Raw genomic sequence first — 15,649 nt, forward strand, 5'->3', positions numbered from 1 at the left:
CGTATCTCCCGGTCTTTTCCCATCCACAGCGTTTTCAGACGCGTCCGATGTTTCGCCAGGTGAGCGCGCGCAACCATTCCGAAAAGTGAAGAGCTAACAAGAATGGAAAAACCGGCTTCCCCTCCTTCCGACGCTTTAGCGTCCGTCGTGAAATCACTGCAATCTGAAGGCATTTCGTCGGCACAACGTCTGGCCGCCGCATTCGATCAGGCGGGCCACACGGCGTTCCTTGAAGCGGACCTCCTGTCTGGCGTGGGTATCACCGTGGTTGCAACAGGCGAAGCCAGTCGGGAAGCCGGCTGCGGCAACGCGGGCGAAAGGCTCATCCGCCGCGCGATATTTTCCTTTGCGAATGGGCGTCACGGCGCCTCGTTCGATCTCTTCGCACGGGCGATACAAGCCGTCGCACCCGAGGTAGCACTGGGCTGGGCGCAGTGGCTGGCAACGGAGCTTCAGAGCCGCGCGGCCGCAATAGCGCTGCTCAACGCGCTTGCGACAGGCCTACCGAACGACGCGAGGACGCAATGGCAAATCGCGTGCATCGTGGCCGAATGGCCCGACGAGTTTTCGCGCAAGCTGCGCCAGACGACATTGTCGCGTGCATGGCAGGTCAATCCGGCGGTTGACCCGGCGTTGCCCGTTCAGTTCGTGCTCGACAGGCGGTTCGCCGGCGATTGGGACACGGTGGAGAAAGTATGCGCTGCGCAACTTGCCATCGATCCCGGGCATACCGAATTTGCGTGGCAATTGGCCTGCGCACAATGGCGACGCTACGATCCGGTCGCGGCGGAGAAGACCATGCGTCGGGTCGATGCTGTGCTGCCGCGAAATTCTGCCGTCCTGACCGCAATCGCGCAGTTTGTCGCGGAGCAGGCGCGCTACGGGGCCGCGCAACGCTTGTACCAACGCGCGCTGGAACTCGATCCCTCGTCGGTAACGCCGGCTGTGGACCTCGCCGAACTGGAGTTGCGCGAGGGTGACTGGCGGCGCGGGTGGGCCCGCTACGAAGCGCGGCTTCGGCGAACGGATCGCGCCGACAGAAGCGTTGTGGTCGTAATGGCGCGCGTTGCTCCGCTCTGGACCGGCCAACCGTTGGCAGGCCGCACGTTGCTTATCTATAGCGAACAAGGCAACGGCGACGATATCCAGATGATGCGGTTTATTCCGGCGCTCGCGGCGCGCGTGAGCAAGGAAGGCGGTCAACTGGTTCTGGTGTGCAGGCGCGGACTGTACCCCTTATTTGCGCGCCACTATCAGCCGTGCATCGAGCTTGAGTCTGGCGCGTTTGCGCAGTACGGCGGCCCCGACTACTGCCTGCCCATCATGAGCGTGCCCTTTGTTCTTCGGCTCACGCCAGACCAGGTGCGCGGCGCTCCCTACCTGAAGGCAGACGCGGCGGGCATCGCGGCGTGGCGTTCTCATGTGAGAGAGCGAACGCCACGACCCGAAGCGCGGCAAATCGGTCTCGTGTGGCGCGGAAGTCCGACTCACCGACGCGACGCGCAGCGCTCCATACCGCTTGAACAGCTTGCCCCTCTGTTCGCCGTTCCCGGCATCGTCTTCCATCCGTTGACGCCGGGAGGCGTCGCGCTCCCCGAGAACGTCCCGCACTGCGATTTGACGGGTGATTACCGGCGCGGTTTCGAGGACGTCGCCTCTCATGTCAGCGCTCTCGATGCCGTCGTTACGATAGACAGTGCGCCGCTGCATCTGGGCGGCGCGCTTGGCGCGCCGGTGTACGCCATGCTCGATCATGTTTCCCATTGGGCGTGGGGGACTGCCGAGACACAACGGTGGTACGAGAGCGTTACGTTGTTCCGGCAGCCTCGGCCGGGCGACTGGGAACCGGTAGTCAAGCGCGTCGCGGCGGTGCTGGCGCGTTTAAACGCGCCGGCCGTGCCGCTCTGACTGCCGGCCCGGCGAGCGCATTACCGGAGTTCGCCGATCGCCCAATCCACCGCGGCCTGCGCATGCAGCGCGGTGGTATCGAACACGGGCAATGCCGAGTCCTTCTGGCCGATCAGCAGCGTAATTTCCGTGCAACCGAGAATCACCGCCTGCGCGCCGCGCGCAGCGAGGTCGTCGATCACGCGCTGATACACGCGACGCGACTGCGCGTCCACATTGCCGTGACACAGTTCGTCGTAGATGATGCGATGGACGTCCGCGCGATCGCGCTCGTTCGGCACGATCGCTTCGATCCCATGCGCCTCGCGCAAGCGCCCCACGTAGAAGTCCTGTTCCATCGTGTAGCGCGTGCCCAGCAGTCCCGCCCGCGTGTAGCCCGCGGCGCGCAACGCCTGGCCGGTCGGGTCCGCGATATGGAGAAAGGGGATCGCGATCGTCGCCTCGATCGCCGCGCACACGCGATGCATCGTGTTCGTGGCGAGCAGCACGATGTCGGCGCCCCCGCGTTCGAGCTGTTGCGCGGCCTCGGCCATCTGCGCGCCTAGCGCGTCCCAGTCGCCGGCGCGCTGGAGCGCTTCGACCTGCGCGAAGTCTACGGTCGCCATCAGGCTGCGCGCGTTGTGATGACCGCCCAGGCGCGCCTTTGCGTGGCGGTTCAGCAGCCGGTAGTACTCGGCCGACGATTCCCAGCTCATCCCTCCAATCACGCCGATCGTTTTCATCGATTCGTTCCTCATGCTCGTGGACTATTGGCCACACGAGTATAGGCCCGCGCCGCTAGCCGTCCAGAGACGGTGTGGCCGATCCCGAGCGGTACGGCAGGCAGATAAAGGCCACGGACGCCAGGCGCATGGAGAAGACGCGGGCCACGCCGCTGGCGGCGTCATTCTGACGCCGATAGAATCGACGCGAGTCGAAACGAAAGCGCCACGCCACCAGGCCAGAACAAGGAGCCGCAGATGGACCTGATCATTCGCCGCGCGGTGCTCGCGCAAGCGCATCCCGCCGGGTATCCCACGGTGGATATCGGCATCGAGGCGGGGCGCATTGCCGCCGTGGAGCCGCAACTCGCCACGCAGGCACGCGAGGAGATCGATGCCGCGGGCTCGCTCGTGAGCGCGCCGTTCGTCGATGCGCATTTCCACATGGACGCCACGCTCTCGTATGGCCTGCCGCGCGTGAACGCGTCGGGCACGCTGCTGGAAGGCATTGCGCTGTGGGGCGAACTCAAGCCGCATCTCACGCAGGAGGCGCTCGTCGAGCGCGCGCTTCAGTACTGCGACTGGGCCGTCGCGCGCGGACTGCTCGCGATCCGCTCGCACGTCGATGTGTGCGACGCGCGGCTGCTCGCGGTCGAAGCGCTGCTCGAAGTGAAGCGCCGCGTCGCGCCGTATCTCGATCTTCAGCTCGTGGCGTTTCCGCAGGACGGCGTATTGCGCAGCCCCGGCGCGTTCGACAATCTCAAGCGCGCGATCGGCATGGGCGTGGACGTGGTGGGCGGCATTCCCCATTTCGAGCGCACGATGGCGGAAGGCGCCGAATCGGTGCGCCTGCTCTGCGAGTTCGCCGCCGAAAAGGGCCTGCGCGTGGACATGCATTGCGACGAATCCGACGACCCGCTTTCGCGCCACATCGAAACCCTCGCGGCGCAAACGCATCGGCTAGGCATGCACGGGCGCGTGGCTGGCTCGCATCTCACGTCGATGCATTCGATGGACAACTACTACGTGAGCAAGCTGATTCCGCTCATGCGCGAGTCGGGCGTCGCGGCGATTGCGAATCCGCTCATCAACATCACGCTGCAAGGGCGCGCCGATACCTACCCGAAGCGCCGCGGCATGACGCGGGTGCCCGAGTTGATGGCTGCGGGCGTGACCGTCGCGTTCGGCCACGATTGCGTGATGGACCCGTGGTACAGCTTCGGCTCCGGCGATATGCTCGAAGTGGCGCATATGGGCCTGCACGTCGCGCAGATGACGGGCACCGACGCCTCGCGCGCCTGCTTCGACGCGGTGACCGTGAATGCCGCCGCGATCCTCGGACTCGAAGGTTATGGCCTCGCGCCCGGTTGCGCGGCGAACCTCGTGGTGCTCGACGCGCGTGACCCCATCGAGGCGATCCGCCTGCGCGCGGCGCGCCTCGCGGTCGTGAGCCGGGGCAGGGTGGTGAGCCGGCAACCTGCGCAGCGCGCGGCGCTCTCGCTCGATGGGCGTCCGGAAAGCGTCGATTTCAAGCTGCATCGATAAAACGCCGGGCAATAAAAAACCGCGCATGGGTTGCACACCCATGCGCGGCTTTGGTTCGGACCGCTTACGAACGGATCACGCTTGTTGCTGTGCCGGCGGCTGTTCCATGCCGTTGTGGCGCAGCAGCGCATCGATGTTCGGCTCGCGGCCGCGGAAGGCCTTGAACGACTCCATCGCCGGGCGGCTGCCGCCCACTTCCAGAATTTCCTTGCGGTAGCGCGTGCCGGTCGCTTCGTCGAGCACGCTCGACTTCGCGGCTTGCGCGGCTTCCTCGAAGGCGGCGTAGGCGTCGGCGGAAAGCACTTCGGCCCACTTGTAGCTGTAGTAGCCGGCCGCGTAGCCGCCCGCGAAGATGTGGCTGAACGTGTTCGGCCAACGCGAGAACGGGGCCTGCGGAATGACGTGGTAGCGTTCGTTGATCTCGCGCGCCAGGTCGTTCGCACTCTTGCCCTTCGAAGCGTCGAAATCGACGTGCAGCGCCATGTCGAACATCGAGAACACGATCTGGCGCAGCGTGCCCAGACCGCTCTGGAAGTTCTTCGCGGCGAGCATCTTGTCGAAGAGTTCACGCGGCAGCGGCTTGGCGGTCTCGACGTGCGAACTCATTTCGCGTACGACGTCCCATTCCCAGCAGAAGTTTTCCATGAACTGCGAGGGCAGCTCAACGGCGTCCCACTCCACGCCGTTGATGCCCGACACGCCTAGCTCGTCTACACGCGTGAGCATGTGGTGCAGGCCGTGGCCGAACTCGTGGAAGAGCGTGATGACTTCGTCGTGCGTGAAGCATGCCGGGCGCCCGCCGACGGGTGCCGAGAAGTTGCACGTGAGATACGCGACAGGCGTTTGCACGCCGTTGCCTTCGAGCTTGCGGCGCGAGCGCGCGTCATCCATCCATGCGCCGCCGCGCTTGCCCTCGCGTGCGTACAGGTCGAGATAGAACTGCGCGACGAGCGTGCCATCCGCGTTTTCCACGCGGAAGAAGCGCACGTCGGGATTCCACACCGGTGCGCTGTCGGGGCGGATGCGCACGCCGAACAGCGTTTCCGTGACCTTGAAGAGACCCTGCAGCACGAAGTCTTCCGGGAAGTACTGCTTCACCTCGTTCTCCGAGAACGAGTAGCGCTTCTGGCGCAGGCGCTCGGCGGCGAACGCCATGTCCCAGGGCTCGATCTGCGCGAGGCCCAGTTCGCTTGCGGCGAATTCGCGCAGTTCTTCCCAATCCTTTTCGGCGTGCGGGCGGGCGCGCGTGGCGAGGTCTTCGAGGAAGCTCATCACCTGCGCCGGCGTTTCGGCCATCTTCGGCGTGAGCGAGACTTCGGCGAAGTTGTTGTAGCCGAGCATCTTCGCTTCTTCGGCGCGCAGTTTCAGTTGCTCCTCGACGATCGCCGTATTGTCCCATTCGGCCTTGCCGCTACCGTAGACGGGGCCAAGTTCGGACGCGCGCGTGACGTAGGCGCGATACATCGTCTCGCGCATCGCGCGGTTTTCCGAATACTGCAGCACCGGGAAATACGAGGGGAAGTGCAGCGTGAACTTCCAGCCTTCCTTGCTCTCACGCTCGGCGGCTTCGCGCGCGGCGGCGACGACGTCCTCGGGCAGGCCAGTGAGTTCCGCTTCGCTCGTGGCGTAAAACGCGTAACCGTTGGTCGCGTCGAGCACGTGGTCGGAGAACGCCTTGGCGAGCGCGGCCTGGCGCTCCTGCAGCTCGGCGAAGCGCGGCTTCTGGTCTTCGGGCAGTTCCGCGCCCGAGAGGCGGAAGTCGCGCAGCGAGTTGTCGAGAATCTTCTTGCGCTCGCCCGAAAGCAGCTCGAACGAGTTGTGATTCGTGATGGCCTTGTACTTCTTGAACAGTTCGAGATTCTGGCCAACGCTCGACCAGAACTCGGTCACGCGCGGCAGGTTCTCGCCGTGGGCGGCGCGCAGTTCGGGTGTGTCGGCGACCGCGTTGAGGTGACCGACCACGCCCCAGGCGCGCGAAAGCGGCTCGCTCGCGCGCTCGACCGGTTCGACCACGTCGCTCCATTGGGAGGGCGTCATGGGTTGCGCGGCGCGTTCCACAGCGGCCTTCGCGTTCGCGAGCAGGACGTCGAGCGCGGGCGTCACGTGTTCGGGGCGGATTTCGCCAAAGCGCGGCAGTCCGGTGAAGTCGAGGAGCGGATTGTCGGAGGGGGTAGTGGCCATGATGCTTCCTGTTCCTGTCTGTCGCGGGTTAGGGGACCGGGGTGCGGCATGCGCGCGCCCGATAGCCAGAGTATTGGGGCGCAAGGCGCGCTTTCCAACCGGGTTATCCGAGCAAATTAACAGATGTGGCGCGGTGGCGGCAAAATCCCGGCCCGCGTTGCCCGCGCCGCAAAAAGAAAGCGGCCCGGATGGGCCGCTTCGGGGAACGTCATGCGGGTAGCGCGTGCTCGCGCCGGGCTTATGCCGCGGCGGCACGCTCCGCCGCTTCGATCGTGTTCACGAGCAGCATGGTGATGGTCATCGGGCCGACGCCGCCAGGCACCGGCGTAATGAAGCCGGCGACCTCCTTCAGGCCCGCGAAATCGACGTCGCCGCAGAGCTTGCCGTTGTCGTCGCGGTTCATGCCCACGTCGATGACGGTCGCGCCGGGCTTGATCATGTCGGCGGTCAGCACGTTGCGCTTGCCCACCGCGGCGACCACGATATCGGCGTCGCGCGTGTGCTTCGCGAGGTCGCGCGTCTTGCTGTGGCAGATCGTGACCGTCGCGCCTTTTTCGAGCAGCAGGAGCGCCATCGGCTTGCCGACGATGTTCGAACGGCCGATCACCACGGCGTTCGCGCCTTCGAGCGGGATCTGGTACTCCTCGAACATCTTCATCACGCCGTAGGGCGTGCAGGGGCGAAAGAGCGGCTGGCCCGTCATTAGCGCGCCCGCGTTGGCGACGTGAAAGCCGTCCACGTCCTTCTCGGGCGCGATCGCCTCGATCACCTTGTGGCTGTCGATGTGCTTCGGCAGCGGCAGTTGCACGAGGATGCCGTTGATCTTCGGGTCGCGGTTCAGCTCGTCGATGCGCTTGAGCAGATCGGCTTCGGAAAGCGATGCGGGATAGCGGTCGTACGACGAGTGGAGGCCGTTGTCTTCGCAAGCCTTGATCTTGTTGCGCACGTAGACTTCGCTCGCCGGATTGTCGCCGACCAGCACGACGGCGAGTCCCGGCTGATGGCCGCGGGCGGTGAGGGCGGCGGCGCGGGTGGCGACTTCGGCGCGCAGTTTCCTGGAGAGGGCGTTGCCGTCGATGAGGGTGGCAGTCATGGTCGGTCGGGCTCGAGAGTGGGCAATGCGGGCTAGTGTATGGCGCGAGCGTCGACGCGCGTGGAGCGCGGACGGGCGGCAAAGGCGGGCGCCATTCGAAGGCCGATATTATACCCGCGCGGCGGGCGCGTTCAGGCCTGAACGGTCGATCAGAGAGGGGGAGGGTTCGCGGCCGGGTGTCGCGAGAGGCCACGATAGGTCACGGGCTGTATTCGTGCGCCGTGGCGCGCGCGAATGCAGCCCGGGAATGCGCGTTTACTGCTGCGCTTGTTGCGGCTTGTTGGAGAGCGCGAGACGCAGCAGGTCGGCGACCGTGTTCACGTTGAGCTTCTCCATGATGTTGGCGCGGTGCGCCTCCACCGTCTTGATGCTGATGCCGAGGTCGTCGGCGATCTGCTTGTTCAGGCGCCCCGCGATGATGCGCTCGAGCACCTGGTGCTCGCGCGCGGTGAGCTTGCCGAGGCGTTCGGCGGCGGCGCGCTGCTGCTGGACGTTGCTGCTTTCGTTGCGCGCCTTGTCGAGCATACGCTCCACGAGCTTGCGCAGTTCCGCTTCGTCGAAAGGCTTTTCGATGAAGTCCATCGCGCCCTTCTTCATGGTCGAGACGGCCATGGGCACGTCGCCGTGGCCCGTCACGAAGATGATCGGCAGCGAGGCGTTATCGGCGATCAGGCGCTCCTGCAGCTCGAGGCCGCTCATGCCCGACATACGCACGTCGAGAATCAGGCAAGCGATCTGGCCGGCCTGTTGCGCGGGCTGGTATCCCTCGAGGAACTCCTCCGCGCTATTGAAGCACTGAACGCGGTAGCCGTTCGCTTCGAGGAGCCAACGCAGGGAATCTCGTACGGCCTCGTCGTCATCGACAACAAAGACAGTTTCCTGGGTGGTGACTGGGCTGTTCATGGCTCTCCCGTAACGGTTTGTGGAGTCGGTTCGTCGGTGTTCCGCGAGGGGGTGTCCGATTCGCCGATAGGCAGACTGCAATGGAACGTTGCGCCGCTGATGTGGCCGTCGGGTTCGACGTTATTGACCACCCAGAGACGCCCGCGGTGCGATTCGATGATGGAGCGGCAGATGTTCAGGCCCATGCCCATGCCGTCCGACTTGGTGCTGTAGAAAGGCTCGAAGAGGCGCTCGGCCGTGGCTTCGTCCACGCCCGGGCCCTGATCGACCACGCTGATGCACACGTTGCCGCCTTCGCGCTTCACGATCACGCGGATCACCGGGTCGGTCGCCGCATCGGGCAAAGTCGGGCGCGCTTCGGCCATGGCTTCCGCGGCGTTCTTCAGCAGATTGACGAGCACCTGTTCGATCAGCACCGGATCGACGTAGATCACGGGCATGCGCGAGCGCATGTCGGTCACGATGCGGATGCGCCGCTTGCGCGCCTCGATCTCGGCGAGGCCAACGGCGTCGGCGACGATATCGGCCACGCGCGTGGCCTGGCGCTTGGGCTCGCTGCGCTTCACGAATTCGCGGATGCGCTTGATGATCATGCCCGCGCGCACGGCTTGCTGGGCTGTTTTCTCGAGCACGGGCAGCAGGTTGTCGGGCGCGGCGCGGCCCGACTTAACGAGCGCGACGGTGCCCGAGGCATAGTTGTTGATGGCGGCGAGCGGCTGGTTCAGTTCGTGCGCGAGCGACGAGGCCATTTCGCCCATCGTCATCAGGCGGCTCGTGAACTGAAGCTTTTCGTCCTGCTGGCGGGCCAGTTCCTGCGCCTGCTTGCGCGTGGTGATGTCGGTCGCGATCTGCATTTGCGCGAGATGGCCGTCCACCCACTGAATGTACTGGCGGCGCACCTCGAACCACTTCTGGATGCTCTCGACGTAGACTTCCTGCGCGTCCGCCGTGCTCTCGGTGAGCGCGGTGGCGGGCAGGCCCGCGAAAGCGTCGACCATGTCGATCGAGTCCGAGGAGGCGCTGGCCGAATCGAAGCCGCCGCCGCCCGCGAGTTCCAGGTGGCCGTCCGGGCGGATGCCGAACAGGTGCCGGTAGTAGCGGTTCGCAAACAACAGTTCGGCTTCGTCGGCGGCGAGCACCGAAACGGCGGCGTCGAGGCTTTCCAGCACCGTGGTGAAGCGCTCGTGCGCGGCGGCGAGTTCTTCGCGCGCGCGCTTGGGCTCGGTGATGTCCGTCATCGACGACATCCAGCCGGTCTGGCGGCCCGAACTGTCGATGAGCGGCGAGACGTAGAGCCGCGCGTGGAACTGCGAGCCATCCTTGCGGCGCACGCGCAATTCGAAGCCCGACGAGGGCGCCTTGCCGCGCAGCGTCATGTCGAGCTGGCGCTGCATTTCGGGGTAGGCGTCGCGCGGCCAGTAGGGGAACGGCGCGTTCTTGCCCACCAGATCGCTTTCATCCCACCCGGTCATGCGGCAGAACGCCGGGTTCACGTGCGTGATGCGCCCATGCATGTCGAGCACGCGCATGCCGATCAGCACCGAATTTTCCATCGCGCGCCGGAAGAAGGCTTCGGCATACAACGCCTGCTGCGCCTCGAAGCGCTGGCGCGTGTGTTTCCAGAGGCTCCAGAGGCTCCACAGCACGAAGCACGACAAACCGGCGACCAGCCACACGAGCGTGTTGTTCGTGAAGTTGGTCATCTGCGGATACGAGTACACGCGCACGGAAACGCCCTGGCCCGGCGGATCGAGCGGCAGGTCGTAGTACACGTCGCGCGGCAGGCGCGGACGCGTCGAGGTCGTGGCGAGTTCGCGGTTGTTCGCGTCGAGAATCGAGATCTTGTACTTGGCAGACAACTCGGGCGGGATGTCGTGCTTCAGGATGCCTTCGACCGAGAACACGGCCGCGATCGAACCAAGGAACTCCCGATCGCGGTATACCGGCGTTTGAAGCGTGATGTAACCGTTACCGACGTCGTCGTAAATAAGCGGCGAATACACCTGGCGGCGTGTGGCGCGCGCCTCGGCGAAGGCGGCCTTCACGGCCTCGTCCATTTGCGCGTCGTTGGGCTTGGCGAGCCGCTGGCCGAATACCGGCATCGCCGTGTTGGGCCAGCGCGGTTCCTCCTGGCTCGTGTACCAGTTGAGATAGAGGATCTCGGGATGGCCCTGCATGATGTCCGTGGTGGACGTCTGGAAGTACTGCGGATCGCCGTGGCCCGCGGCGAGGTCGCGAGCGAGCGCCTGCAACTGCTCCTGCGCGCCTGTCATGGAAAGCCGGATCTGCTGCTGGGCCCACGCCACGTTGCGGTAGAGCGTGTCTTCCTGCTGCTGTTGCTCGCGGCGGTTCAGGCTCCACAAGATCAGGCTCATGACGATCAGGAACACGAGGATCGACAGGAGCGGCGTCAGCAAATAGGAATTCGACCACCAGGGTCCGTGGTGCCAGCGGGATGGCGACGACTCGCCGGGCGTTCCGGGCGGCCGCGCCGAGCGTGCGAAAAGCCGTTCGGTCAACATGGCAAGGATTGTAGCTCAGCGTAAGACACGGAAATGCCGCGAAAAAAGCTGTAAATCGCCGATAAACGTGCGCAAACTGGCCGTTATGAGCCCAGGGGCGCGAACGATTAAGCGTGCGCTGCAGCAATTTTTCGCATTATAAAATCGCATCTCGCAATTCGAAAATTTTGTTGCGCGAAGGTCAGGGGGGTTATTACAATCGCCCCGAAGCTGCTGCGGTTGGCCCGGTCACGTCGCAAGCGTCGCCGCCCGCATGGTCCGATCAACAGCGTTCCCCTACATCCAGGAGACGAGCATGTCCGCTGTACCCGACGAAGTCCTCAAGTACGTTGCCGCCGACAAGGACGAGGATCCCCAGGAAACCGCCGAATGGCTCGAAGCGCTGGACGGCGTCATTTCGACTATCGGTCCTGATCGCGCCCACTACCTGATCGAAAAGCAGATCGAATTCGCCCGCGTACACGGCGAGCATCTGCCGTTCTCGGCGAACACGCCGTACATCAACACGATCCCCGTCGCCAATCAGGCCAGGAACCCGGGCGACCAGGACATCGAGCACCGCATCCGCTCGTACACGCGCTGGAACGCCATGGCCATGGTGCTGCGCGCGGGCAAGCACACGAACGTGGGCGGCCATATCGCCTCGTTCGCATCGGCGGCCACGCTTTACGACGTCGGCTACAACCACTTCTGGCACGCACCCTCCGCCGAGCATGGCGGCGACCTCGTGTTCGTGCAGGGCCACTCGTCGCCGGGCGTCTACGCGCGCGCGTTCCTGCTCGGCCGCCTGACCGAAAAGCAGCTCGACAACTTCCGCCAGGAAGTGGGCGGCGAGGGCATCTCGTCGTATCCGCACCCGTGGCTGATGCCGGACTTCTGGCAATTCCCGACCGTCTCGATGGGCCTCGGCCCGATCATGGCGATCTATCAGGCGCGCTTCATGAAGTACCTGCAGGCGCGCGGCATCGCCAAGACCGACGGCCGCAAGGTCTGGGCCTTCCTCGGCGACGGCGAAACGGACGAGCCGGAATCGCTCGGCGCGATCGGCATGGCCGGCCGCGAGCGTCTGGACAACCTCGTGTTCGTCATCAACTGCAACCTGCAGCGTCTCGACGGCCCGGTGCGCGGCAACGGCAAGATCATCCAGGAACTCGAAAGCGAATTCCGCGGCGCCGGCTGGAACGTCATCAAGGTCATCTGGGGCAGCCGCTGGGACGCGCTGTTCGCGCGCGACAAATCGGGCGCGCTCATGCGCCGCATGATGGAAGTGGTCGACGGCGAGTACCAGACGTACAAGTCGGAGTCGGGCGCGTTCGTGCGCGAGCACTTCTTCAACACGCCCGAACTGAAGGCGCTCGTCGCCGACTGGTCCGATGACGACATCTGGAACCTGAACCGCGGCGGCCATGACCCGCACAAGATCTACGCGGCGTTCCAGGAGGCATCGAACTCGAAGGGCCAGCCGACCGTCATTCTCGCGAAGACGATCAAGGGCTATGGCATGGGCGAAGCCGGCCAGGCCATGAACATCACCCACCAGCAGAAGAAGATGCAGGTGGATCAGCTCAAGAAGTTCCGCGACCAGTTCCGCCTGCCGATCACGGACGAGCAGATCGTGGACGTGCCGTACCTCACGTTCGAGGAAGGCTCGAAGGAACTCGAATACATGCGCCAGAAGCGCATGGACCTGGGCGGCTACCTGCCCGCGCGCCGCCAGAAGGCGGAGTCGCTGCCGGTGCCGGCGCTCGACGTGTTCGAGCCGCTGCTCAAGGGCACGGGCGAAGGCCGCGAGATTTCGACGACGATGGCGTTCGTGCGTATCCTCAACATCCTGTTGAAGGACAAGGCGCTCGGCAAGCGCGTCGTGCCGATCGTGCCGGACGAGTCGCGTACGTTCGGCATGGAAGGTCTGTTCCGCCAGATCGGTATCTGGAATCAGCAAGGCCAGAAGTACGTGCCGGAAGATTCGGATCAACTGATGTTCTACAAGGAATCGGAAACCGGTCAGATCCTCCAGGAAGGCATCAACGAAGCCGGCGGCATGTCGGACTGGATCGCGGCCGCGACGTCGTACTCGACGCACGGCGAAATCACGATTCCGTTCTACATCTTCTATTCGATGTTCGGCATGCAGCGCATCGGCGACCTCGTGTGGGCCGCGGGTGACATGCGTTCGCGCGGCTTCCTGCTGGGCGGCACGGCGGGCCGTACGACCCTTAACGGCGAAGGCCTGCAGCACGAAGACGGCCACTCGCTGCTGTGGGCGGCTTCGGTGCCGAACTGCGTGAGCTACGACCCGACGTTCGGTTACGAACTCGCCGTCATCATGCAGGACGGTCTGCGCCGCATGGTGCAGGACCAGGAAGACGTGTTCTATTACATCACGGTGATGAACGAGAACTACGAGCATCCGGCGATTCCGCAGGGTGACGAAGTCGCGAAGGACATCATCAAGGGTATGTACGCGTTCCGTAAGGGCGACGCCAAGGCCAAGGGCCCGCGCGTTCAGCTCATGGGCGCGGGCACGATCTTCAATGAAGTGATCGCCGCCGCCGACCTGCTCAAGAACGACTGGGGCGTCGAAGCCGACCTCTGGAGCGTGCCGAGCTTCACGGAACTCGCGCGCGAAGGTCACGAAGTCGAGCGCTACAACCTGCTGCATCCGACCGAGCCGCGCCGCGAATCGCACGTCGAAAAGCTGCTCAAGGGCACGGAAGGCCCGATCATCGCGTCGACCGACTACGTTCGCGCGCTGGTCGACCAGATTCGTGGCCTCGTGCCGCGCAAGTTCGTGGTGCTGGGCACCGACGGTTTCGGCCGCTCGGACACGCGTGAAAAGCTGCGTCACTTCTTCGAAGTCGATCGTTACTGGACGACGGTTGCCGCGCTCAACGCGCTCGCGGACGAAGGCAAGATCGAGCGCAAGGTGGTTGGCGAGGCAATCGCCAAGTACAACCTTGATCCGTCCAAACCCAACCCGATGACCGTCTAACCCATCACCCCCTGTGCATGGCATGCGCGCCTCCCCGAAGCGGGGAGGCGCGTCGTATGCGGCCCCGGAGACAAAACAATGAGTCAAGCGATCGAAGTCAAGGTGCCGGACATCGGCGATTACAAGGACATTCCTGTGATCGAGGTGCTGGTGAAGGCGGGCGATACCGTCGAAAAAGAACAGTCCCTCATCACGCTGGAATCCGATAAGGCGACGATGGACGTGCCGAGCCCCGCTTCGGGCACGGTCAAGGAAGTGAAGGTCAAGGTCGGCGACAACGTGTCGGAAGGCGTGCTCGTTCTCGTGCTGGAAGGCGAAGGCGCGGCTGCGCCCGCTGCCGCGCCGGCCGCGAAGGAAGAGAAGCCCGCCGCGCAGCCCGAAAAGGCCGCCGCGCCCGCGCAAGCCGCCGCGCCGGCTCCCGCGCAGCAGCAGGCCGCGGGCGGCGGCGTGCAGAGCGTGAAGGTTCCCGATATCGGCGACTACAAGGGCGTGCCCGTCATCGAGATCGGCGTGAAGGTCGGCGACCGCGTCGAGAAGGAGCAGTCGCTCGTCACGCTCGAATCGGACAAGGCCACGATGGACGTGCCGAGTCCGGTCGCGGGCGTCGTCAAGGAAATCAAGGTCAAGGTCGGCGACGAAGTGTCGGAAGGCACCGAGATCGTCGTAGTGGAAGCGGAAGGCGCCGCGGCTCCTGCCGCCGCACCCGCGCAGAAAGCGCCGGTCGAGCAGCCGTCCGACTCGCCGCAGGCCGCACCGGTCAAACCCGCGCCGGCCGCGCCGTCGGCACTTGCGCAGGCGCCGATCATTCCGGCAGGCGAAGGCGGCACGCGCCGTCCGAGTCATGCCTCGCCGTCCGTGCGCAAGTTCGCGCGCGAACTCGGCGTGGACGTTGCCCGCGTGTCGGGCACGGGTCCGAAGGGCCGCATCACGCAGGACGACGTCACTGCGTTCGTGAAGGGCGTGATGACGGGCCAGCTCGCGGCGCCGGCTGGCGCTGCCGCCGCACCTGCCGGTGGCGGCGCGGGCCTGAATCTGCTGCCGTGGCCGAAGGTCGATTTCACGAAGTTCGGTCCGATCGACACGCAACCGCTCTCGCGCATCAAGAAGATCTCGGGCGCGAACCTGCACCGCAACTGGGTCATGATCCCGCACGTCACGAACAACGACGAAGCGGACATCACCGACCTCGAAGCGCTGCGCGTGCAACTGAACAAGGAAAACGAGAAGGCAGGCGTGAAGTTCACGATGCTCGCGTTCGTCATCAAGGCTTGCGTCGCCGCGCTGAAGAAATTCCCGGCTTTCAATGCCAGCCTCGACGGCGACAACCTCGTCTACAAGCAGTACTACCACATCGGTTTCGCCGCAGACACGCCGAACGGCCTCGTCGTGCCGGTGATCCGCGACGCGGACAAGAAGGGTCTCGTCGACATAGCGAAGGAAATGGCCGAGCTGTCGAAGCTCGCCCGCGAAGGCAAGCTCAAGCCGGACCAGATGCAGGGCGGCTGCTTCTCGATCTCGTCGCTCGGCGGCATCGGCGGCACGCACTTCACGCCGATCATCAACGCACCGGAAGTGGCGATCCTCGGCCTTTCGAAGAGCGCGATGAAGCCGGTGTGGGACGGCAAGCAGTTCGTGCCGCGCCTCACGCTGCCGCTGTCGCTCTCGTACGATCACCGCGTGATCGACGGTGCGGCTGCCGCGCGCTTCAACGCGTACCTCGCTTCGATCCTCGGCGATTTCCGCCGCGTGATTCTGTAAAACCGATCTGACCGGCTCTCGCCGCCGCGCCGCACGTTCATCGCGT

The 15,649-nt window shown here is 64.9% G+C and carries 9 protein-coding genes; 4 read left to right on the forward strand and 5 right to left on the reverse strand.

The window, feature by feature from the left end:
- Positions 1-147 precede the first annotated feature (147 nt).
- The gene (locus U5768_RS07285) at positions 148-1,908 is read left to right on the forward strand and encodes a hypothetical protein (RefSeq protein WP_322029720.1); all 1,761 of its coding nucleotides are present in this window, start codon (positions 148-150) and stop codon (positions 1,906-1,908) included.
- A 20-nt stretch (positions 1,909-1,928) separates the two neighbouring features.
- Here the strand turns inward: U5768_RS07285 and U5768_RS07290 are convergent, their stop codons facing one another.
- Positions 1,929-2,630, reverse strand: a complete 702-nt coding sequence (locus U5768_RS07290; protein WP_322029721.1) for an aspartate/glutamate racemase family protein — start codon at positions 2,628-2,630, stop codon at positions 1,929-1,931.
- A gap of 237 nt (positions 2,631-2,867) precedes the next feature.
- Here U5768_RS07290 and U5768_RS07295 point away from each other — a divergent pair, with 237 nt between their 5' ends.
- Positions 2,868-4,154: an amidohydrolase family protein gene (locus U5768_RS07295; RefSeq protein WP_322029722.1), complete on the forward strand. Its 1,287-nt coding sequence runs from the start codon at positions 2,868-2,870 to the stop codon at positions 4,152-4,154.
- A gap of 75 nt (positions 4,155-4,229) precedes the next feature.
- Here the strand turns inward: U5768_RS07295 and U5768_RS07300 are convergent, their stop codons facing one another.
- The 4 genes from U5768_RS07300 to fixL all read right to left on the reverse strand — a co-directional run bounded on the left by U5768_RS07300 (position 4,230) and on the right by fixL (position 10,853).
- Positions 4,230-6,335 carry a M3 family metallopeptidase gene (locus tag U5768_RS07300; protein WP_322029723.1) on the reverse strand — a complete coding sequence of 702 codons (2,106 nt, stop codon included), beginning with the start codon at positions 6,333-6,335 and terminating at the stop codon, positions 4,230-4,232.
- Positions 6,336-6,573: 238 nt separating this feature from the next.
- Positions 6,574-7,428 (reverse strand): bifunctional methylenetetrahydrofolate dehydrogenase/methenyltetrahydrofolate cyclohydrolase FolD, encoded by an 855-nt coding sequence (gene folD / locus U5768_RS07305; RefSeq protein WP_322029724.1) that lies wholly within the window; start codon positions 7,426-7,428, stop codon positions 6,574-6,576.
- A 255-nt stretch (positions 7,429-7,683) separates the two neighbouring features.
- Entirely contained in the window at positions 7,684-8,331 is a 648-nt protein-coding gene (gene fixJ, locus U5768_RS07310; protein WP_322029725.1) for an oxygen response regulator transcription factor FixJ, read from the reverse strand.
- Positions 8,328-10,853: an oxygen sensor histidine kinase FixL gene (gene fixL, locus U5768_RS07315; RefSeq protein ID WP_322029726.1), complete on the reverse strand. Its 2,526-nt coding sequence runs from the start codon at positions 10,851-10,853 to the stop codon at positions 8,328-8,330. Before fixL ends, fixJ begins: the two co-directional genes overlap by 4 nt.
- A gap of 295 nt (positions 10,854-11,148) precedes the next feature.
- Between fixL and aceE the strand changes: the two genes are divergently transcribed.
- Both aceE and aceF read left to right on the forward strand, forming a co-directional pair.
- The gene (gene aceE / locus U5768_RS07320) at positions 11,149-13,845 is read left to right on the forward strand and encodes a pyruvate dehydrogenase (acetyl-transferring), homodimeric type (protein ID WP_322029727.1); all 2,697 of its coding nucleotides are present in this window, start codon (positions 11,149-11,151) and stop codon (positions 13,843-13,845) included.
- A 78-nt stretch (positions 13,846-13,923) separates the two neighbouring features.
- On the forward strand, positions 13,924-15,603 hold the full coding sequence (gene aceF / locus U5768_RS07325; RefSeq protein ID WP_322029728.1) for a dihydrolipoyllysine-residue acetyltransferase: 1,680 nt from the start codon (positions 13,924-13,926) through the stop codon (positions 15,601-15,603).
- Positions 15,604-15,649 lie beyond the last annotated feature (46 nt).

It is taken from the genome of Paraburkholderia sp. J76 (assembly GCF_905220295.1).
GTDB lineage: Bacteria > Pseudomonadota > Gammaproteobacteria > Burkholderiales > Burkholderiaceae > Paraburkholderia.